The organism is Pseudoalteromonas lipolytica, assembly GCF_001306915.1.
Classification (GTDB): Bacteria; Pseudomonadota; Gammaproteobacteria; order Enterobacterales; family Alteromonadaceae; genus Pseudoalteromonas; species Pseudoalteromonas simplex.
In genome coordinates this window covers 26,087-46,942 of the sequence record NZ_LJTC01000015.1, presented here as the reverse complement: position 1 = coordinate 46,942, position 20,856 = coordinate 26,087, and the positions used below count along the sequence as shown (strand labels likewise).

At 41.9% G+C, this 20,856-nt stretch carries 21 protein-coding genes; 17 read left to right on the top strand and 4 right to left on the bottom strand.

The features are described 5' to 3' along the window. The 17 genes from AOG27_RS18895 (at position 1) to AOG27_RS18815 (ending at position 17,368) form a co-directional block, all read left to right on the top strand. Positions 1–738 (top strand): glycosyltransferase family 2 protein, encoded by a 738-nt coding sequence (locus tag AOG27_RS18895; protein ID WP_054554550.1) that lies wholly within the window; start codon positions 1–3, stop codon positions 736–738. Then, a complete protein-coding gene (locus AOG27_RS18890) occupies positions 738–1,703 on the top strand; it encodes an acyltransferase (protein ID WP_054554549.1) in 966 nt (321 codons plus the stop codon). Before AOG27_RS18895 ends, AOG27_RS18890 begins: the two co-directional genes overlap by 1 nt. Before the next feature lies 1 nt (position 1,704). Beyond that, positions 1,705–3,249, top strand: coding sequence for an HAL/PAL/TAL family ammonia-lyase (locus AOG27_RS18885; protein ID WP_194441360.1), 1,545 nt, complete (start codon positions 1,705–1,707; stop codon positions 3,247–3,249). Continuing rightward, the gene (locus tag AOG27_RS18880; protein ID WP_054554548.1) at positions 3,242–3,667 is read left to right on the top strand and encodes an acyl-CoA thioesterase; all 426 of its coding nucleotides are present in this window, start codon (positions 3,242–3,244) and stop codon (positions 3,665–3,667) included. The genes AOG27_RS18885 and AOG27_RS18880 overlap by 8 nt, the downstream gene beginning before the upstream one ends. Then, the gene (locus AOG27_RS18875; RefSeq protein ID WP_054554547.1) at positions 3,667–4,185 is read left to right on the top strand and encodes an outer membrane lipoprotein carrier protein LolA; all 519 of its coding nucleotides are present in this window, start codon (positions 3,667–3,669) and stop codon (positions 4,183–4,185) included. The genes AOG27_RS18880 and AOG27_RS18875 overlap by 1 nt, the downstream gene beginning before the upstream one ends. After that, a complete protein-coding gene (locus tag AOG27_RS18870) occupies positions 4,182–6,401 on the top strand; it encodes an MMPL family transporter (protein WP_054554546.1) in 2,220 nt (739 codons plus the stop codon). The genes AOG27_RS18875 and AOG27_RS18870 overlap by 4 nt, the downstream gene beginning before the upstream one ends. A 3-nt stretch (positions 6,402–6,404) precedes the next feature. Continuing rightward, on the top strand, positions 6,405–7,646 hold the full coding sequence (locus AOG27_RS18865) for an NAD(P)/FAD-dependent oxidoreductase (RefSeq protein WP_054554545.1): 1,242 nt from the start codon (positions 6,405–6,407) through the stop codon (positions 7,644–7,646). After that, complete coding sequence (locus AOG27_RS18860; protein WP_054554544.1) at positions 7,634–8,185, top strand: DUF3261 domain-containing protein; 552 nt, start codon at positions 7,634–7,636, stop codon at positions 8,183–8,185. Before AOG27_RS18865 ends, AOG27_RS18860 begins: the two co-directional genes overlap by 13 nt. Positions 8,186–8,187: 2 nt before the next feature. Further along, on the top strand, positions 8,188–9,351 hold the full coding sequence (locus tag AOG27_RS18855) for a beta-ketoacyl-ACP synthase (RefSeq protein WP_054554543.1): 1,164 nt from the start codon (positions 8,188–8,190) through the stop codon (positions 9,349–9,351). Continuing rightward, positions 9,338–9,793, top strand: a complete 456-nt coding sequence (locus AOG27_RS18850; RefSeq protein ID WP_054554542.1) for a hotdog family protein — start codon at positions 9,338–9,340, stop codon at positions 9,791–9,793. Before AOG27_RS18855 ends, AOG27_RS18850 begins: the two co-directional genes overlap by 14 nt. Continuing rightward, complete coding sequence (gene fabG / locus AOG27_RS18845; RefSeq protein WP_054554541.1) at positions 9,790–10,515, top strand: 3-oxoacyl-ACP reductase FabG; 726 nt, start codon at positions 9,790–9,792, stop codon at positions 10,513–10,515. Before AOG27_RS18850 ends, fabG begins: the two co-directional genes overlap by 4 nt. Next, positions 10,515–11,741, top strand: coding sequence for a beta-ketoacyl-ACP synthase (locus AOG27_RS18840; protein ID WP_054554540.1), 1,227 nt, complete (start codon positions 10,515–10,517; stop codon positions 11,739–11,741). Before fabG ends, AOG27_RS18840 begins: the two co-directional genes overlap by 1 nt. Then, positions 11,738–12,568 (top strand): MipA/OmpV family protein, encoded by an 831-nt coding sequence (locus AOG27_RS18835; protein ID WP_054554539.1) that lies wholly within the window; start codon positions 11,738–11,740, stop codon positions 12,566–12,568. Before AOG27_RS18840 ends, AOG27_RS18835 begins: the two co-directional genes overlap by 4 nt. Next, the gene (locus tag AOG27_RS18830) at positions 12,569–13,000 is read left to right on the top strand and encodes a hypothetical protein (protein WP_054554538.1); all 432 of its coding nucleotides are present in this window, start codon (positions 12,569–12,571) and stop codon (positions 12,998–13,000) included. It begins immediately after the preceding gene. A gap of 67 nt (positions 13,001–13,067) precedes the next feature. Continuing rightward, entirely contained in the window at positions 13,068–14,369 is a 1,302-nt protein-coding gene (locus AOG27_RS18825) for a DEAD/DEAH box helicase (protein WP_054554537.1), read from the top strand. 220 nt (positions 14,370–14,589) lie between these two features. Continuing rightward, positions 14,590–16,836: a carbohydrate binding family 9 domain-containing protein gene (locus AOG27_RS18820; protein ID WP_054554536.1), complete on the top strand. Its 2,247-nt coding sequence runs from the start codon at positions 14,590–14,592 to the stop codon at positions 16,834–16,836. 25 nt (positions 16,837–16,861) lie between these two features. After that, complete coding sequence (locus tag AOG27_RS18815) at positions 16,862–17,368, top strand: Sbal_3080 family lipoprotein (protein ID WP_054554535.1); 507 nt, start codon at positions 16,862–16,864, stop codon at positions 17,366–17,368. Positions 17,369–17,386: 18 nt separating this feature from the next. Here AOG27_RS18815 and AOG27_RS18810 read toward each other — a convergent pair whose 3' ends face one another. The 4 genes from AOG27_RS18810 to AOG27_RS18800 form a co-directional block, all read right to left on the bottom strand. Then, positions 17,387–17,905, bottom strand: coding sequence for a protein tyrosine phosphatase family protein (locus AOG27_RS18810; RefSeq protein WP_054554534.1), 519 nt, complete (start codon positions 17,903–17,905; stop codon positions 17,387–17,389). Between the two features lie 19 nt (positions 17,906–17,924). After that, a complete protein-coding gene (locus AOG27_RS21655; protein ID WP_200909119.1) occupies positions 17,925–18,767 on the bottom strand; it encodes an amidohydrolase in 843 nt (280 codons plus the stop codon). Beyond that, positions 18,682–19,653 (bottom strand): amidohydrolase, encoded by a 972-nt coding sequence (locus tag AOG27_RS21650; protein WP_200909118.1) that lies wholly within the window; start codon positions 19,651–19,653, stop codon positions 18,682–18,684. The genes AOG27_RS21655 and AOG27_RS21650 overlap by 86 nt, the downstream gene beginning before the upstream one ends. 72 nt (positions 19,654–19,725) lie before the next feature. Next, positions 19,726–20,703 (bottom strand): Solitary outer membrane autotransporter beta-barrel domain, encoded by a 978-nt coding sequence (locus AOG27_RS18800; RefSeq protein ID WP_161804361.1) that lies wholly within the window; start codon positions 20,701–20,703, stop codon positions 19,726–19,728. Positions 20,704–20,856 lie beyond the last annotated feature (153 nt).

Below are 20,856 nucleotides of genomic sequence, written 5' to 3'. Positions count from 1 at the left end.
ATGAACCAGTTTTGTATTGTTATTCCTAATTACAATCACACCCATGCTATTGCTGCTGTACTCGATGAGCTAAAAGAGCTACAGCTGCCGATAATCATGGTTGATGATGGCAGTGACGCTGATGCCAAGCAAGTATTTGCAGAGCTTGACGCACAGTACGATTTTTTGACCTTGATAAGCCATGCTCAAAATCAAGGTAAGGGTGGGGCAGTTCAAACTGGCTTGCTGGCTGCCTATCAGCAAGGGTTTAGCCATGCCATTCAGGTTGATGCTGACGGCCAGCATTCGTTAGCAGATATTAGTAAGTTGATTGAACTAAGTAATGCATCACCTAACAAGGTGATCAGTGGTTGTCCTATTTATGATAGCTCCGTGCCAAAGCATCGTTATTTGAGTCGTTACATCACCCATTTTTGGGTTTGGGTAGAAACGCTCAGCTTTGATATTGTTGATTCAATGTGTGGTTTTCGGGTTTACCCCTTAGCAGCCGTTGAACAATTAATGGCTAAGCAAACGCTTGGCAAGCGCATGGACTTTGATATTGAAATTTTAGTCAGGCTTTATTGGCAAGGTGTTAAAGTCACGTTTTTGCCAACCCAGGTCATTTACCCTGAAAATGGTGTATCTCACTTTCGAGCCTTACACGATAACGTGGGAATTTCTTGGCTGCATACGCGTTTATTCTTTGGTATGTTGTTACGCTCTCCCAAGCTACTTTGGCGTAAGGTGGCTGGCTAATGGCTGTAAAGCACTGGTCAAAAATGCAAGAACGTGGCAATCGCTTAGGCATGCAGATATTGCTCGTATGTTATCGCGTATTTGGTCGAAAAGGCTTGTGGTTGGTGTTGTTTCCGGTGGTGTTTTATTTGTTTTTAACAGGCAAAACTGCCCGCCAAGCGTCATATGCATTCTTAACTCAAACGCGTAAAGTGAATGGCAATAGCAAAGCGGTTACTTGGCGCGATAGCTTTCGTCATTTTCGCTGCTTTGCTGACAGCGCTTTTGACAAAATTGATGCCTGGCTTGGACGAATTCAGCAAAATAATATTCGTTATACCAACGAAGCGCTGTTTGAACAACTCGATGAGCAGCAAGGGGCTATTTTTATTGGCTCACACCTTGGCAATTTAGAGGTGTGTAGAGCTCTTAGCCAACACCGAAATAGTAAAACGATCAATGTATTGGTGTTTACGCATCATGCTGTTGAATTTAATAAATTACTGAAAAGTATCAATCCGGATGTTGCAGTAAACCTCATTCAAGTAACCGATCTTGGCCCAGATATGGCAATTATGCTCAAAGAAAAAGTCGAGCAGGGTGAAATTGTGGTGATTGTTGGTGATAGAACCAGCACCACCACCGCAGGAAGAGTGATTGAAGCGGACTTTTTAGGTAAGCCAGCCCCTTTTTCACAAGGGCCATTTATTTTAGCTGCGCTGTTAGATTGCCCGGTGTTTCATCTGTTTTGTTTAAAAGATAAAAAGCAAAATGGCGAGACATGTTACCGCGTGATTTTTGAAAAATACGCCGACAAGCTCGTTTTACCGCGTAAAACGAGGCAACAAACATTACAACAAATTGTTAGCGATTATGCGCAAAGGCTCAGTTTTTATGCTGCGGCCTATCCGTATCAATGGTTTAATTTTTATGATTTTTGGCAAAATGACGAGCAAGTGTCTCGTAGTCAAAACAAGGAGAACTAAGGTGTCAGAGCACTCGACTACCGTATTTGGCCAACAGCGTTTATCAATCGAAGATATTGTTCATATTGCATTAGAGCAAGGTGCTGTAGCGTTAACATCAGATCGTCAATTTGCGAATAAAATAGACAGCGCCGTCGCGTTTTTAGATAAGTTGCTTGAAGATGATGGCGTGATATATGGTGTTACCACAGGTTATGGCGACTCGGTAACCGTAAAAGTGCCGCTTGATTTAGTTAATGAGTTACCACTGCATCTTACTCGATTTCATGGTTGTGGCCTTGGTGATGTGTTTAATCAAGTCCAAGGGCGTGCTATTTTAGCGAGCCGTTTAAGTTCGCTTTCACAAGGTTATTCCGGCGTTAGCTGGGAGATGTTGAATTTATTACGTGACTTTTTAAATCACAATATCGTACCGGTGATCCCGCAAGAAGGGTCAGTGGGAGCCAGTGGTGATTTAACGCCACTTTCATATGTAGCCGGTGCTATGGTTGGCGAGCGTGATGTGTATTACAAAGGCGAAATTAAAAACAGTCTAGAGGTGATGCAAGAACTTGGTTTAAAGCCATTAAAGCTGCGCCCGAAAGAAGGGCTGGCAGTTATGAATGGCACGGCCGTAATGACAGCTTTGGCATGCCTTGCTTATGATAGAGCAGATTATCTAGCTAAATTAACCAGCCGTATAACAGCCCTTGCAAGCCTTGCACTAAAGGGTAACAGTCATCACTTTGATGATATTTTGTTTTCGGTGAAGCCACATCCAGGGCAACAGCAAGTAGCTGCATGGATCCGTGGAGACTTAAACCATGTAGAACACCCGCGTAATGCTGACCGCTTACAAGATAGGTATTCAATTCGCTGTGCTCCACATGTTATTGGTGTGCTGCAAGATAGTTTGCCGTGGTTTAGGCAAATGATTGAAAATGAACTAAATTCGGCAAATGATAATCCAATTATCGATGGTGAAGGTGAGCACGTATTGCATGGTGGTCACTTCTATGGCGGTCATATTGCAATGGTAATGGATAGCATGAAAACCGCTGTTGCTAATTTAGCCGACTTAGCAGACAGACAAATCGCATCCTTAGTTGATACGCGCTATAACAATGGTTTGCCTTCTAATTTATCGGCGAGTAATGATGAACGTCGTTACATTAACCATGGTTTTAAAGCGGTCCAAATTGGTGCCAGTGCATACACGGCTGAAGCATTAAAACTAACCATGCCAGCAAGTGTGTTTTCTCGTTCAACCGAGTGTCACAACCAAGATAAAGTGAGCATGGGAACCATCGCTGCGCGAGATTGTTTGCGTATATTGCAACTTACCGAGCAAGTGGTTGCTAGTACCTTGCTTGCGAGTATTCAAGGTTTGCGTTTACGTATTAATAGTGGCGAGCTTGAGTTTGCTAGTTTAACCCCTGATGTACAAAGTATGTATCAAGACATTAGCGAGTTTTTCCCGCTGCTTGATGAAGACCGTCCTCTAGAGGCTGTTCTTCGTTTTACAGTTGACGCTATTCAAACAAAACGTTGGAGTTTATATGCATAGTCGTGGCTCGTTGCTGAGCACTCATGTTGAGATTGAAATTCCTTTTCATGATTGCGATCCAATGAATGTGGTATGGCATGGTAATTACCCGCGCTATTTAGAAGTCGCGCGCTGCGAATTACTGCGTTTGTTTGATTATGATTATGTGCAAATGCAAGAGTCTGGCTATGCGTGGCCGATTATTGACATGCATATTAAGTACGTCGGCTCAGCATTATTTACACAAAAAATCCGCGTTGATGCCTACTTAAAAGAATATGAAACACGATTACGTATCGATTACGTAATCACTGATTGCGCTACAGGTAAAAAGTTAACCAAAGCAACGACTATCCAAGTTGCGGTTGATATAGAGAAAAAAGAAATGCAGTTTGTTTCGCCGCCTGTGCTACATGAAAAACTTCAAAAGGTGATTTAATGCGATTAAGCGTGTTGTTACTGAGTGTGCTCGTTTTTTTTCCTGTGTTTGCATCGAGCGCAGTGACAGAGCAAGGCACATTTAGCCAAGAAAAGCATTTTAAAGGGTTTAGTAAACCTTTTATATCAACAGGTTCGTTTGAACTTGCTGAAGATGGCCTCACTTGGAAGGTTGAATCTCCGGTTAAAAGCACGCTATTAATCAAGCAAGGGCAAGTATATACCCTTAACGCTAAAGGTGAGCCGCAGCTACAAAAAGGCGCTGAGCCTTACGTTAATTTACTGCAAGCGATTTTAAAGCATGATGAAGTGGCACTTGCTGAGCAATTTACGATGACAGATCATGCAGAGCCCGGTTGTCAGACTTTATTGCCTAAAGATGACTTGCTAAAACAGCTATTTAGTCAGTTCGAATTATGTGTAGCAGCAAAGCAAGTGAGCCGTGTGCGTCTTCAAGAAGCAAATGGTAACTTTACGGTATTACGCTTTGCGTATCCTCAAATTGAGCAAAAACAGTGAAAGCATGGGGTCTAACGCTTGCTTGGCTGAGCCTATTAGTTAGCGCCTTAGTGGTTGTTTTTATTCTAAAACAGCCGACGTTGAATAATGATATTTTGGCTTTGTTACCAAAGTCAGAGCCGCGCTTACAGCAAGTCGAAGAACACTTTTTTGCGGCTAATAAACAGCAGTTGAGCTTTTCTTTTCGTGGTGAGAATGCAGTAAAAGCTTATGATGATTTAGAACAGTGGCTTTCTAGCAAACATATTGAGCCTCGTTTTAAGTTACCAGAAATATCCCAGTTGGCAGCATTTTACGGTCAGTACGCTGGGCATTTAGTGTCCGAGGAATATAAACAAGCGATTGGCGATGCTAATCGCTTTCAACAGTATTACTTTAGCCAGTTGAGTAAAGTCGCTGATCCTTTTGTTTCAAGTACTATCAACCAAGACCCAACACTTGCCACAGCGGGGTTCTTATCTGAGGCTATGGCACACATGCAGCAATTTGAGCTGCAAGATGGCCGAATTAACATTAACTATCAAGGTGATGAGTATTTAATGTTATTCGTGCAAAGTACTGACAATGCCTTTTCAATAAATCAATCAATAGCTTTGAGCAATGAGATTGTTGCCTATATCGCTGAGCTTGAAGGCCGCTATCCAGATACACAAATTCGCTATGCCGGTGCTTTATTTCATACCGCAGCAAATGCACAGCAAGCCAAATTTGAAATGACCTTGTTTGGTTCGGTGAGCTTGCTGGCACTTATTGTGATGGTGGTCTGGGTGTTCCGCTCGATAAACGCATTGTGGTTGGCCTCTGTAACCGTGATAAGCGCCGCTATTGGCGGCACCATTGCGCTGATCAGTATTTTTAGTCAGGTGCATGTATTAACCATGGTGTTTGCCGTGACGCTGATTGGTATTGCCATTGATTATGCATTTCATGGCATGCTTGATTTAACCGAGCAGCCGCAAGGTTTTAGCCAAGGGCTCAAACTGGCGCTGGTGTTGTCGTTACTAACTACCACACTCGGTTACGCGAGTTTGTTTTTCTCGCCAGTGCAGTTACTCAGTCAAGTGGGTGTTTTCGTTGTTGCAGGGCTAGTTACAGCTTGGCTTTGCACCCGTATTTTATTGCCTTATTGGCAAGCTGGTTTAACCATAAACACTGCTGCGCGTCGATTAGCTAACTGCTTAAGTGGTTATTTAAAACGATTAGCGCATTATCGCGTCGCACTCAGCATGCTGATGCTAGTGTTATTGAGTGCTTTTGCTTTACTAAAACCCCCTGTGATTAATGATGATGTAAAGCTGTTAAATGCAAGTCCTGCTGATTTAATGCAAAACGAAGCGCTGCATATGTCTTTATTAGGTAAAGATAATGGTCAAATCATGATTTTATTTGCTGATAATGCGCAGCAATTATTAGTAGAACAAGAAACATTAAAAGCAACTATTCGCGGCCTTAATGGCACTGCTGTGATGCTTAGTGACTTAGTGCCTAGTAAACAATTACAACAGCAAAACTACGAGCAACTGCATTCGGCCCAGCAAGCGATGAGTGTGGTTAGCCAAATGACAGGGACGACCGTTGAGCTTTCAACATCAATGCTTGATTTAAACGCGGCACTTAATTCACCGTTAGCGCCGTTAATCGCTAACCAAGTGATCTCAAACAATACACTAACCGCAAGCTGGTTTATGGTAACCGGTGTAAATAAATCCGAGCTGATGGATTTAGCCAACGCTTACCCAGATTTAATTGTTTACGATAAAGTCGCGATGATAAGCGAAGGTTTAAGTCATTACTCAAATTCGTTACTGGTGACACTGGCCATTGCGATGACCTTTGCGTTATTACTCTTTAGCGTTAAATTTGGTTTTAAAACGGCGTGTAAACAAACGTTAGTACTTGTACTAACTACCGCGGCTGTACTGCTACTCTGCAGTGCGCTGCAATCTCAGCTATCGATTTTTAATTTGTTAGGCTGTTTATTGATATTAGCGTTGGCAATCGATTACTTGGTGTTTTATCAGGTCAATAACTTAAGCTCGAGCAATGTACTCGCAATTAGTTTGTCAGCGGCATCATCGATGTGGGTATTTGGCATGTTGGCCGTTTCGAAAACACCGGCCATTTTCAGTTTCGGATTAACAGTATTAGTGGGGCTAATATGTATCTATATCTTTGCGCCGCTCAGTATTGCATTACCTAAAAATAAGGAAAAATAATAGGTGAATAATCAAGTTCAACAGGCTGATGTTGTTATTATTGGTGCGGGTCCTTCCGGTGCCGTGGCTGCAAGTTTATTGGTGAAAAAAGGTTGGCATGTGGTGGTGTTAGAGCAGCAAACCTTTCCGCGTTTTTCGATTGGTGAAAGTTTATTACCCCAGTGCATGAGCTTTTTAGCAGAAGCAGGCCTTGAACAACCGGTGCAAACACAGGCACAATCGCTTGGTTTTCAGTTTAAAAATGGGGCGGCGTTTCAGCGTCGTGGCGACCACACAACAATAGATTTTACCGAGAAATTTAGCGAAGGCCCTGGCACGACTTTTCAGGTAAAACGCGCTGACTTTGATAAATGCTTAGCCGATGGTGCCATGCAGCAGGGGGCTGAAATACGTTACCAACATAGCGTGTTAGCGTTCACCGATTGTGAGGATGGCGCTTTACTTGATGTTACGGATGAAAACCAGCAGCGCTATCAAATTAAAGGGCGCTTTGTACTTGATGCCAGTGGTTTTGGCAGAGTATTACCTCGCTTACTTGATTTAGAGTCAGCATCAAATTTCCCTGTACGTTGGGCTTTTTTCAGCCATTTTAAAGATAATATTAGCGCTCCCCAGTTCGACCGTGAAAAAATCTTAATTAATGTTCATCCAGAGCATAAAGATATTTGGTATTGGCTGATCCCATTTAGTGATGGTACGGCAAGCATTGGTGTGGTCGGTAAACCAGAGCAACTTAATGATAAACAACCACTCGCTGGTTTAAATGAATTTATTGAACAAGATAGCTATTTAAGTGAGTTATTAGCCAATCGTGAAGCAATTGGTGAAGCGCGTGCTATCAAAGGCTATTCGGCTAATGTGTCGAGCTTGTATGGTGAGCATTTTGCACTACTTGGTAATGCTGGTGAGTTTTTAGATCCGGTGTTTTCATCTGGGGTGACGATTGCATTAAAATCAGCCTCATTGGTCGCTCCTTTAGTTGATAGCTACTTACGTGGTGAGCAAGTTGATTTCAAAAACGATTACAGTGAGCCTTTGCAACAAGGGGTTAATTGCTTTAGAACCTACGTCAGTGCTTGGTATGATGGCTCTTTTCAGGACGTGATTTTTTACAGTGAGAAAAACCAACAAGTGCGCGAGTTGATCAGTGCTATTCTTGCGGGTTATGCATGGGATTTACAAAACCCATTTGTAAAACAAAGCAACAAACGCTTAAATACGTTGGTTGAATTATGTCGCGACTAACACGCTCTTTGCTCTTATCTTTGAGCATATTAGTGGCAAGTTGTGCCAGTGAATTTGCAGTAAAAACGGGCGTTGATTTAGCGCCAAATGCAGGGATTTATTTGCTTGATCCACCGCCGTCATTAGTTGCCGATAATTGGCAGCAAGTGCTTGAAGTACGCCATGGCGATGAGCAGCATACATTACTAGCGCAACTGAGTTTAAACAGTGAAACGGGTATTAACTTGGCTGTTATGACGGCTCAAGGTATGCCAATTTTTCAGTTAGAAAAAGCGCCACAAGGGCCAATTAAAAGCGAAAAAATGCTTCCTATCAACGCGGTTGATCCTCGCTATATTCTTGCTGATATCATGCTTGTACACTGGCCAGTTACTGTGCTTAACTCGCAGCTTTATGGTTTGAGCTTGGTTGAACAAGGCTCAACGCGACGCTTATATCAGGGTGAGCAGTTAATTAGTGAAATTCGCTATTTAGGCGGTGCAACAGAACTTGTAAACTTTCAGCGAGATTACAAAATTAAATTTCAAAGGGTTAATTGATTATGCCATTTTGGCTTAACGACTTAGGTATTGTTAGTGCATTGGGGGTTGGTCATCAACAAACAATGCAAAGTATCAGCTTGCAACCTAAACAAACACTCACAGAGGTGACGTCGCTTGCATTTGAGCAGCGCCCAACCTTTGTGGGTTTGGTTGATGAACTGCCATTAACCGCATCAATGCGATTTTATCAGCTAATCGATTTAGCGCTGGGGCAAATTGCTAACACATTAGCAAACATAGACATTCCGAGTAGCCGTATTGCTGTGGTGATTGGTACCAGTACTGCTGCAATTCAAGAAGGTGAGAGAGGCCGAAAAGCCCATGCAGCGAAGGGAAAGTGGCCAGAGGAATTTGATTATTACGACCAAGCACTCGTTGCACCCGCCAATTATATTGCCAAAAAACTCGCTGCGAAGGGGCCAAGTTACAGCATTTCAACTGCGTGTAGTTCAAGTGCCAAGGCGCTTATTAGTGCGCGTGCCTTACTCAGTGCTGATTTAGCCGATGTGGTAATTTGTGGTGGGGTAGATAGCTTGTGTCAACTCACTATTAATGGCTTTGATTCGTTATCTTCGATCAGCGATGAAATCTGTAAGCCGTTTAGTGGCGACAGAGCTGGTATCAATATTGGTGAAGCCGCAGCATTATTTATTATGAGTAAAGAGCAGCACACAAAACAAAGTATTGCCTTTTTAGGTGGTGGTGAAAGCTCTGACGCCCACCATATTTCAGCACCGATTGCAGACGGTTCTGGTGCAATCGCAGCTATGACAATGGCATTGCAAGACGCGAATTTAACACCTTCAGATATTGACTACATTAATGCCCATGGAACAGCTACACCGCAAAATGATGCGATGGAATCTCTGGCAATCAGTGAGGTATTTGGAAAAAATACTAAAGTGAGCTCTTCTAAACATTTGACCGGCCATACTCTAGGTGCTGCAGGTGCCTTAGAAGCGGGCTTATGTTGGCTCTATTTGGCCTACCCGGAATTTAATCAATTAGTATGTAATCAGGTGATAAAAGACGACTCTTTGGCTGAAATTGGTTTAATAACACAGCCAGAAAAGGCAGTAATTAACACCTGTTTATCAAATTCGTTTGCCTTTGGTGGCAATAATGTCAGTGTAGTACTAGGACATCTAAATGAATCACTATAAAATTGAGCAAGTCGTCCCTCATAGCGAACCAATGATATTGCTCAATCGCCTATCTAGTTACAGCGAAGAGTCAGGTTGCTGTGAAGTGGATATTAGTTCACAAAGCCCGTTTTATGACGAGAGCTTAAATGGGGTTGCCAGTTATATTGGCTGTGAATATATGGCGCAAACTATCGCAGCTTACGCGGGTGCGCTGGCAAAAGACAAAGGAAATGAAGTACAAATTGGTTTTTTAATTGGCACGCGCAAATATAAAACCTATGCACCGGTATTTAAAAACGAGCAAACGCTTAAAGTCTCGGTGACAAAATTATATCAAGAAGAATCAGGGTTAAGTGTATTTGAGTGTCAAATACACAGCGATGAAACATGCTTAGCAGAAGCAAAAATCAATGTGTTTCAACCACAAGACCCCATGCAGTTTATAAGAGAAAATCAATGACAAAACGTATTTTAGTCACCGGCTCAAGCCGTGGTATTGGCAAAGCAATCGCACTTAGATTAGCTAACGATGGCTTTGATATTGCTGTTCATTGTCGCAGTGGTGTGGCTGAAGCAGAGCAAACCTGTGAAGAAATTAGTGCGCTTGGTCGTCATGCAAGCCTATTGCAATTTGATGTTTGCGATAGAGAGCGTGCGAAACAACAAATTGAAGCTGATATTGCCGAGCACGGAGCGTATTATGGGGTGATCTGTAATGCTGGTATCACGAATGATATGGCGTTCCCTGCGATGCAAGGTGATGATTGGGATAAAGTGATCCGCACGGGCCTTGACGGTTTTTACAATGTGGTTCATCCAACGGTGATGCCAATGGTGCAAGGTCGTAAAGGTGGCCGGATTGTCACTATGGCATCAGTGTCAGGGATTGCCGGTAATCGCGGGCAAGTTAACTACAGTGCCGCTAAAGCGGGCATTATTGGTGCGACCAAAGCGCTTTCGCTTGAGCTTGCAAAGCGTAAGATCACCGTTAACTGCGTGGCACCAGGGTTAATCGAAACCGAAATGACAGACGATTTACCGGTTGATGAAATGCTAAAAATGATTCCATTAAAACGTATGGGTTCAGTTAATGAAGTAGCTGGCACTGTGTCGTTCTTGTGTTCCGATGACGCTGCGTATATCACCCGCCAAGTTATTTCTGTGAATGGCGGTATGGTGTAATGAAGCGTGTTGTTGTTACAGGCATGTCTGCCATCACTGCATTAGGTGATACCTGGGGCGAGTTTAAAACCGCTTTGCAAAAAGGTGAAAATGCCGTTCAGTACATGACTGACTGGGATGTGGCGCCAGAACTAAACACTCGACTAGCGGCACCTGTTACTCATTTTACTAAACCAAGTCATTATAAGCGTAAACAAGTTCGCTCAATGGGGCGTGTTGCTATGATGTCGACCCGTACTACAGAGCTTGCTTTAGAAGAAGCTGGGCTATTAGAGCATCCTAGCCTAACCGATGGCTCTACAGGCATTGCTTTTGGCTCGTCAACGGGGTCAACACCACCATTATTGGCTTTTGCAAAAATGATGGAAACCGGCGAAATGACGGGCGTAACGGCCACCAGTTACATCCAGATGATGGCGCATACAGCGCCTGTGAATGTGGGTGTCTTTTTTGGTTTAAAAGGTCGCGTGATCACCACCAGCTCTGCCTGTACATCGGGCTCGCAAGGTATTGGTTATGCTTACGAAGCGATAAAGTATGGCCGTCAAAAAGCCATGGTGGCTGGTGGCGCAGAAGAGTTATGCATCACAGAAGCCGCGGTATTTGACACCTTGTACGCGACCAGCACAAAAAATGATGCTGCGAAAAGCACGCCACGACCATTTGATCAAAATCGTGATGGTCTGGTTATTGGTGAAGGTGCAGGCACACTCATTTTAGAAGAGTATGAGCATGCCCTAGCCCGTGGAGCAACCATTTATGCGGAGCTCGTCGGTTTTGGTTGTAACTCAGATGGTCAACATGTTACGCAACCTACCGCAGAAACAATGCAAGTGGCTATCGAAATGGCCCTTCATGATGCACAGCTTACAGCGGATCAAATTGGCTATGTGAATGCTCATGGTACGTCAACAGATCGAGGTGATATTGCGGAGTCTCTAGCGACTTTCAACGCCCTTGGCAAGAAACCTATTAGTTCATTAAAAAGCTATTTAGGTCATACCTTAGGAGCGTGTGGCGCCATTGAAGCATGGGCGAGTATCAATATGATGAATGATTGTTGGTTTGCACCTACTATCAATTTAACGGATGTCGACCCTGAGTGTGCTGATTTAGATTATATCAAAGGCAATGGCCGTGAAATGCAAACAGATTACATTATGAGTAATAACTTTGCGTTTGGTGGTATCAATACCTCGTTAATTTTTAAAAAGTGGCAAGCATGATCAAGCGCTGCATCATAAGTATTTTATTTATTCTAACTTTTAATGCTTATGCTGCAGAAGACAGTGGAGAAAAGGGCACTGCAAAAATGGAGTTCGGTGCAGGCCTTTTTTATGCAGATATCCCGCATTATTTAGGTTCAGATGAAAGTGAGCAATACCTATTGCCTGTGCCTTATTTTCGTTATCAAAGTGACACAATGGCCATAGACCGTAATAGTTTCACTGGCTTTTTGTGGCAGCAAGAAAATCTCCATTTAGATTTATCTGCAAGCGTAGGTCTTGCAGTTGATAGTGAAGATAACAAAGCCCGAGAAGGTATGGATGATCTAGATTGGGTGTTTGAATTAGGGCCTTCGCTTAATTACTACTTAATAGGTGAACCAAATTCTAGACAGCACTTGTATTTAAGCCTGTTTGCACGCAAAGCCATTGCGACAGATTTCTCTGGTATTGATGATATTGGCTGGCGTTATGGGCCAAGTGTGTATTATCGAGTGCCGATCATCGAAAAAGCGGATTCACAATTTTCATTAGCGTTTCGTGGCAATATCAACTTTGCTAGCGATAAATACCTTGATTACTACTATGGAGTGAGTGACTTACATAGCAATGAAACTCGCCAAGCATACTCAAGTCGTTCAGGTTTTTCTGGTGCTGATGTATCAATTGGGGTACATTTTGACACACCAAAGTATTGGTTAGGTGGTTTTGTTAAATATCACCATCTTGCTAACAGTCAACAAGATGCAAGCCCACTCGTGAAGCAAGATTATAATGTTTCGGTCGGTTTTGGCGTTGCATGGAAATTTTATAGAAGGAATTTTTAAATGAAGTTATTGACCCTTGCATGTGTTTTAGTAGCTTGTTTGTTTTCAGCAAACAGTTTTGCACGTGATGATTTACAAACACTACCTGTACAAGCATTACTTGAAACCACCAAAGCGAAACAAGCATTGTTAGATATTCCGCTGTATTTTGCTGATCAAAGTCATAACACGATTAAAACAACTTATGGTGAAGTGATCACCAACAAGAAAACCAATGCATTTAATAAAACTGACCGAGAAGCGTGTGAGTGGGTAATGCTAAGTGCTTTAAAAGCATTACAAGAGCGTGCTGTCCGTGAAGGCATGAATGCAGTTGTAAATATTCAATCGTATTACAAGAAGCGTGAGTTTGTTAGCCAAACAGAATATCAATGTGGTGCGGGTACGTTTATCGCTGGTGTGGCATTAAAAGGCACTTTAGTTAAGTTATAACTAACTAAAGTCATTTTTTTTCTGTATAATTTGCGACCCTTGATATGATGGCCGCAGGTTATACAGCATGAATTTTAAATCATTTAGTTTTTCTTCTGAGCTTTTACAGGCATTAGAAGAGCTTAACTTCGAAACGCTTACTCCCGTTCAACGTAGTGCAATTCCTGCAATAAGAAAAGGCAAAGACGTACTCGTCAGTGCGCAAACAGGCACGGGTAAAACCGCTGCATTTGCTTTACCACTTATCCAAAAATTATCAGAATCAACTGTTAGCGAAAATAATGCACCAAGTGCACTAGTGCTTGCACCTACTCGCGAGTTAGCTGAGCAAATTGCTAATAACTTTAAAGCGTTTGCAAAATACACTGAACTCAAAACAGTGTGCTTGTTTGGTGGTATCAATCTAGCGGGTCAAGCTAACGATTTGAAAGCGGGTGTTGACATTGTAGTTGCAACGCCAGGGCGCTTACTTGATCATATTCGTTTAGGTAACATCAGCTTAGCTAATGTTAAGCATTTAGTGCTTGATGAAGCTGACCGTATGCTAGACATGGGCTTTATCAGCGATATGCAAACGGTTATTAATGGCTGTGATGAAGCGCGTCAAATCTTATTGTTCTCTGCCACTTTCCCGGCGGCAATTAAACAATTTGCGAGTAAAGTACTAAAGCAGCCTGAAATCATTCGTGTTGATCAAACAAACAGTACTGCAGAAACAGTGCAACATGTTGTGTATCCTGTAGAAGAGCGCCGTAAGCAAGAGCTTTTATCTGAATTGATAGGAAAGAAAAACTGGCAGCAAGTACTTGTTTTCGTAAACATGAAAGAAACTGCCGATGAGCTTGTAAAGGAGCTTAACCTTGATGGTATTCCTGCTGTTGTTTGTCATGGTGATAAAACCCAAGGTAACCGCCGCCGCGCTTTACGCGAGTTTAAAGAAGGTAAAGTTCGCGTACTAGTCGCAACCGAAGTAGCTGCCCGAGGTATTGATATTGAAGGGTTACCACGTGTGATCAACATCGACCTACCTTGGCTTGCAGAAGACTACGTACACCGTATCGGCCGTACAGGTCGTGCTGGTAAGCCGGGCCAAGCTATTTCGTTTGTGAGCCGTGAGGAAGAAAACACTTTATTCGATATCGAAAAGCTAATTGGACAGCGCATCAAGCGTGTTGTTTTACCAGGTTATGAAGTAAGCAGCCGTGAAGTACTGATTGATAAAATTGGTAAAAAGCCGTCGCATTTACGCCGTAGCCGTACAAATAAGGCTTCGGGTCAGGCAACGGGTGAAGCGCGTGCGAAGAATCGTTCACGTATCGCAAATGTTCGCAAATCTTTGAAAGGCAATAAATTAAGCCTTAAAAAGTAATGAATTTCGATAACAAACGATAAGAGCTTCTATAAAAAAGCCCCATTGCTGTTTGGCAATGGGGCTTTTTTGGCTCTGCTAATCGTACAAATGGAGTATTTTGTTAATTTTTATACAGTTAAATGCAAAATTAGATTAACAAATGTACCTTGATGAATTACAATCGCTTTGAAATCAGTCAAGTAGCGTTTCTAACGCGTTAGTGTCTAAATGGATGTTTATGCAGTACATAAAAAGAATAATAAATAAAATAATCGCCCCTACTTTTTTACTCAGTGTTGCTAGTGTGCCTTTTTCTGCTAATGCATTTGATAAGGCTGAGTTCTCCCTTGCCCATATTAAAGAGTCTATTAGCGTTGATGGTGTGATGGATGAGCCACACTGGCAATACGCCACTAAAGTTCCATTAAAATATCAGAACGAACCAACCGAAAAAGGCACACCGCTCGTGCAAACCGATGCTTACATGTACGAAGATGGCAAGTACTTGTATGTGGGTTTTATTGCAAAAGATAATGATCCTTCGCAAATTCGTGCCGCTCTTCGAGATCGCGACACACTTTGGCAAGACGACAATGTTGCCTTGATGATTGATACTTTTAATGATGAACGAACTGGCTATGAGTTTTATGTAAATCCATTGGGTGCGCAAGGTGATATGCGCATGACAGATATTGATGATTGGGTGGAAGACCCATCATGGGATGCTATTTGGGATAGCGCAGGGCAAATAACAGAGGACGGCTATGTTGTTGAAATGCGTATTCCATTCACTGCACTTCGCTTTCCAAAAGACCAGGCCGAATTAACGTGGAGTTTTGCAGTATGGCGAAATTACCCGCGTGATGTGTATTATCAAATGTCGAACGTTGGTTTTGACCGAGATGTAAAATGTAGCTTTTGTCAGTTTGATAAACTCACAGGTTTTGCCAACATGACAGAAAGCCAAAATATTCAGCTTACACCCACTTTAACTGCGCTTCGTCATGATAGCAAAGACACAGTGCCGGGTGATTGGCAAAATGGCGATATTGATACTGAAGCAGGCTTGGACTTACGTTGGGGTGTGACGCAAGATGCGGTTATTAATGCCACTATTAATCCTGACTTTTCGCAAGTCGAGGCAGACTCACTCGAACTTGATGTAAACACCACTTATTCAATTTATTATGCTGAAAAGCGTCCATTCTTTTTAGATGGTGCGTCTTATTTTAATACCAGCCAACTAGAGCTTTTATATACGCGAATGATTGCTGAACCTGATGTAGGTTTAAAATTAACTGGTAAAACCGGCGCGCACAGCTATGGTTTTATGTACGCTGATGATCAGAATACCAGTGTTTTACTTCCGACAAATCAAGGGTCGGGCTTTGCTAATCTGGCAGATAAAACGCAAGCAGTAGCGGGGCGTTATCAGTTTGATATTGGCCAAAAAGGCACAATTGGTGTGATGAGCACTCACCGTGAAAATGATGATTACCATAATACCGTGTTATCGATTGATGGTAGTTATTGGTTTAACCAATCAGATAGTTTGCAGTATCAAGTTGCAAGCACAGATACCACTAACTCAGAATTTTTAGTTGATTATTATGGCGTTGATAAGAATCAATCCGATCAAGCTTATGCTATTGAATTTACAAGAACTAAGCGTGATTACGAAGTCTATGCTAATTACGAAAATATAGGTAAAGAATACCGCTCTGATTTAGGCTACCAAGCTAAAGTTGATTACGAACAAGTACAATTAGGTGGTGGGCAAACTTGGTATCGTGATGCTGATGATGCAATCACAGAGTACAGCTACAATGTTGAGTGGGATAAAACGTGGGCACAAAATGGCGACTTACTCGAAGAAGAATACGATGGCTTTATTACTTTTAAAGGTAAGATGCAGTCGCAAACAGAAATTGGCTTTATTCATCGTAATGAGTTTTATGCCGGCGAGTTCTTTAATCAAAATATAGGCTATATCTACGGTGGTTTTAGACCTATTCGTGATGTGCGGTTCTTATTGTATGCTCAATATGGCAGCAAAATTGATTACAGTAATGCAGCTTTAGGTACCATGGTTCGTATTGAACCTGAGATGACATGGGATATTAACGATCATTGGCAGGTTCAACTAGAGCACAGTTACAGCTATCTAGATAACGAACAAAATGATCGTGTTTATACTGCAAATTTAACTGATTTACGTGTTTATTATAAATTTAATATGCGCTCAATGCTAAAACTCGTTTTGCAGTTTGAAGATGTCGATCGAAACAACGAAGCTTATCGATTTGATGTCAGTCAAACTAACCGCGATTATGGCAGTCAGCTGGTGTATTCATACAAAATTAACTCTCAGACGCTGTTTTACTTAGGTTATTCAGACAAAGGATATCAAGACGACTCTTTGAAAAGTCTTGAGCGTGACGAGCGTACCTTCTTCACTAAACTAAGCTATGCATGGCAGCTCTAAGTAATTATAAAAAAGGAAAATCATAATGAAATATTTAAAAATGTCAGCTGTTGCTGCTGCGGTAACTATCCTTGCTGGATGTGCGGCGAAACAAGATGTAAGTCGTTTTGAAGCGGAAAAACCAAAAACTGTGTGTATTGCAGAGCATCAAGCAGTTAAAGAAGGTGTTGTAACATCATTGCAAACAGGTTTTGCAAAACATAACGTGCAAACACGCGTGATACCGGCTAACTATGTTATGAAACACCAAGCGTATCAAACAGACATCTCAACTGCTAACACAAACGGTTGTGATGCAATTGCATTTTATGTTGCGAACTGGCATTGGGATTTAGCTCTTTATATGGCCTATGCCAATATCTGGGTCACTAATGTTGACCAATCTAAAACAATTGCGCAAGCAAGCTATCGAACGGGTGGTGGTTTGGATAAATTTATTGATGCAAACGATAAAATTATCGAATTAGTGGATTCAATGTTCCAGCAAGTTGAAGCCAAGAAACAACAAGAGAGTCAGAAAAAAGCAATATAAACTAATATGTTGGTCAGCTTATGGCTGACCAACCTCTTCGTTAACTTTGCTTCTTACCACCCCTTCAAGGCTTTTTAAGCCCCATTGTTTACCAATCTCAACAGCTTCATCAATTGGCTTATTCAAGGTTACCGCATTGTATAGCGCAACGAGAGCACCGACACGGTTGCTGCTCGCGCAGTGAAGTAAGGTGGTTTGTTGTTGGTGCTCATTGAGTAAGGCCTGAAGTTTCGTAGCATTTTCAATGGTAATATCAGCTTTAGATTGCACAGGAATATGGTAATAGTTCATACCAAGCTCAGTGACTAGCTCTTGCTCAGACCAATTCGTTTCGTTATCACCGCGAAGGTTGATGATGTTCTGAACACCAAGTTGCTTTAACTTGGCAAAATCAGTTTGACTTGGCTGCCCTGAAGTTAGCACATTCTCAGACTGCGCCTTAAGATTTAAAATATCCAGTTTTGTAGTAACGGTTTGTGCTGCAAATGCAGAAAAAGACAGCAGCGCAGCACAGGCTAATTGTATGAACTTATTCATTTTACTCCTTAAAGTGTGTTTAATTTTTGCTGTAGACGGTTTCACCACGACTAATGGTTTCTAACACTTGTAAGTTATGTAGCTCTACAGGCTTTATCTTTAGCGGATTCTTATCAAGAATTATCAAGTCTGCTTGCATCCCTTGTTTTAATTGCCCTTTTGAACTTTCTTCAAAATGTTGATACGCAGGCCATGTGGTCATTGCTTGTAGTGCAGTATACACAGAAACACGTTGCTCTGGCCCTAATACTTGATCTGTACGGGTTGTGCGGTTAACAGTTGCATCTAATACACGTAGTGCATCAGGTAGGGCGACTGGTGCATCATGATGGGTGCTAAACATTAATCCTTGTTTGCGAACAGCTTGAGTGGGTGAAATAAAATCGGCACGGGGGTGACCTAGCACTGAATTTACATGCCAGTCGCCCCAATAAAACGTATGCATTGGGAAGAGCGATGGAAATATGCCTAATTCTTTAAGACGATTTACCTGATCTTGACGAATTGTTTGACCATGAATGAGTACTGGCCGGCGATCTTTTTTGCCGAGCTTGTTATTGGCACTTTCAACGGCATTTAAAAACTGCTCAATGGCGGCATCACCATTTGCATGCGTCATTACCTGCCAGTCATTGGCAAAGGCCGTTTCAATATACTGATAAGCTTGCTCATCATTAAAAGTAGGGTAGCCTGCATAACCTTGCTCTTGGCCTTCGGGGGCTTTTAAGTATGGCTGAGATAACCAAGCGGTTTTACCTTGCGGTGAGCCATCAAAGTTAAGTTTTACACCCCCGATGCGAAAAGTAGGTGTTACTGTTATAGGCTGAGTCCATAAATCCGCTGCTGGTGGCCATATCGGCATAGGCAACTATATCAATCACGAATTTATCTGCCTTTGATGCTCTTACCATCGAGTCATAAGCTTCTTGGGTAGCACGTCCTTCTTGGGCCGTTGTGTAGCCGTATTTTGTATAGAGTTTTTGCCCTTCTTGCAGCATTAAATCTTGTAAATCAGGATCAACAGATTTCATAAGTTTAAACAGTAATCCAAAGTGCGCGTTTTCTTCGAGCACCCCATTGGGCTCTTGTGAGTTTGTCATGCGACGAATTATCCCGCCGTCAGGATTTTCTGTGTTTTCATCGATGCCAGCCATGGCTAACGCTTTAGTGTTTGCCACACTTAAGTGCCCTGAGGTATGAATGATGATCACAGGCTTTTCGGTGCTAACTCGGTCTAAGTCCATTTTTGTAGGGTATCTATCAAGCTCAGCATCATCGTACCCAAATCCTAAGATAGCGCCTGTTTTTTCAATAAAAGTGGTGTAATCAGGGTTATTCTGTGCAGCTGTGAGAATATTAACGATTTGCTCAACGCTGTTAGCATCACCATCTGGACTAGGTAATACATTGGCTACCATGGCTTGCAAGCCTACCGCGTACACATGACTGTGGCCATCTACAAAGCCAGGCATTAGGGTCTTGCCTTGTAAATCAATCAGCTTCGTTTTACCAAACTTATGCTCAAGGGCTTTAGTTTTATCACCCACAAAGATAATTTTGTCGCCTTGCGTTGCGATTGCTTGCGCATACTCTGGTTCATCGCCAGTCATTGTAAGAATATCACCACCATAATAAATGGTATCTGCTGCACTCACTTGCAGTGGAAGCGTTTTAGCTGTTTGTTCAGAGGTTTTATCGCAAGCCGTTAAGGCAAGCAATGAACATGCAATTGCGAGGTGATGTTTCATATAATCTTCCTTGAATTCTAAGTATATCTAATAATATAGTCTGTTTGCTCAGTTTGTGTTTTTATATTGGACTTAAATTTCATTAAAGTACAAGACAATAGCAGCGCCATCTAGGCTACTGCCATTGTGAATGTTGATACCAATACCAAAGTTATCGAACCATGACGTCCATTTTCTGCTATCCCATAAAAAGCCAATACCGTATTCATAAAAGTGATCGGTCCCAAATGCTACCCGACTATCGCCGCCTAAATCGATACGTTGGCCTTTGATGTAAAAAGCTTGCTCAAAAACCCCGATTTTGAACATGTTAAATTTAGCTTTAATACCATTGAGTGTGCGCCATGTTTCAGGCGCCGCATTATTTATTCCATCAGGGTGAGAGAGTGCCCAGCCATAGTAATAATTAAAGTTAAGTTTGTACTCGTAATAGCCCCAATGCCTAGGTAAGCGATAGATCATGGTCGCATTAGGGTTTAACACCAGTGCATTACTATTGAGGTTGGTGTAAAGATTTTCAGCTAAAGGCTTAAAATTACGTCTAGACTCGGGAGAGTTGTACTCATAATCATTGTTGTAATGTAAGTAGTGAGTATTAAAACCAAATTGATATGACCATTTAGAGCCAAGTGCTTTTTCGGCATTAAAACCGATCATCCCGTTATACACTGTTTCTGAAATATAGTCGTCAGCCACATTATCAAAAAGCGAAATGAAATCTGATTGATTTAAATAGCTTACTTTGCTGGTCAGGCTTAGTTTGTGTTGATAAACAGGCTCATCAAGCTGCCAAGTGTAAGGAATACTGTAGAGTTTGAGTTCTTTTCTAAGCGCAATACTGTCTTCATCTTTGTTGGCATGTTGCGAGTCAAACAGTGTTTGTGGATCAAAATCACCAAAACCCAAGGTAATACTATCACCATCGGTTAAAACCAACGACGTGGCAAAGGCCGATTCGAGCTGCTTAGTCGGGTTTGCAAAAACCGCTGAGCAGATACAGAAAATAATAGGGGTATAAAAAATAAATTTAAATTTATAGCTATTTTTCATTAATAAAGCGGGAATCATTATTTTATGAATAATAATAGCCCATTTATTTCAAACTATGACTAGTTATTTAGAATTGATTTTTTGTCAATTATTCAAAATCACCAAATAACTAATAACAATGTCTGTCGGAAATTTCACAAGCTCATAAATTTA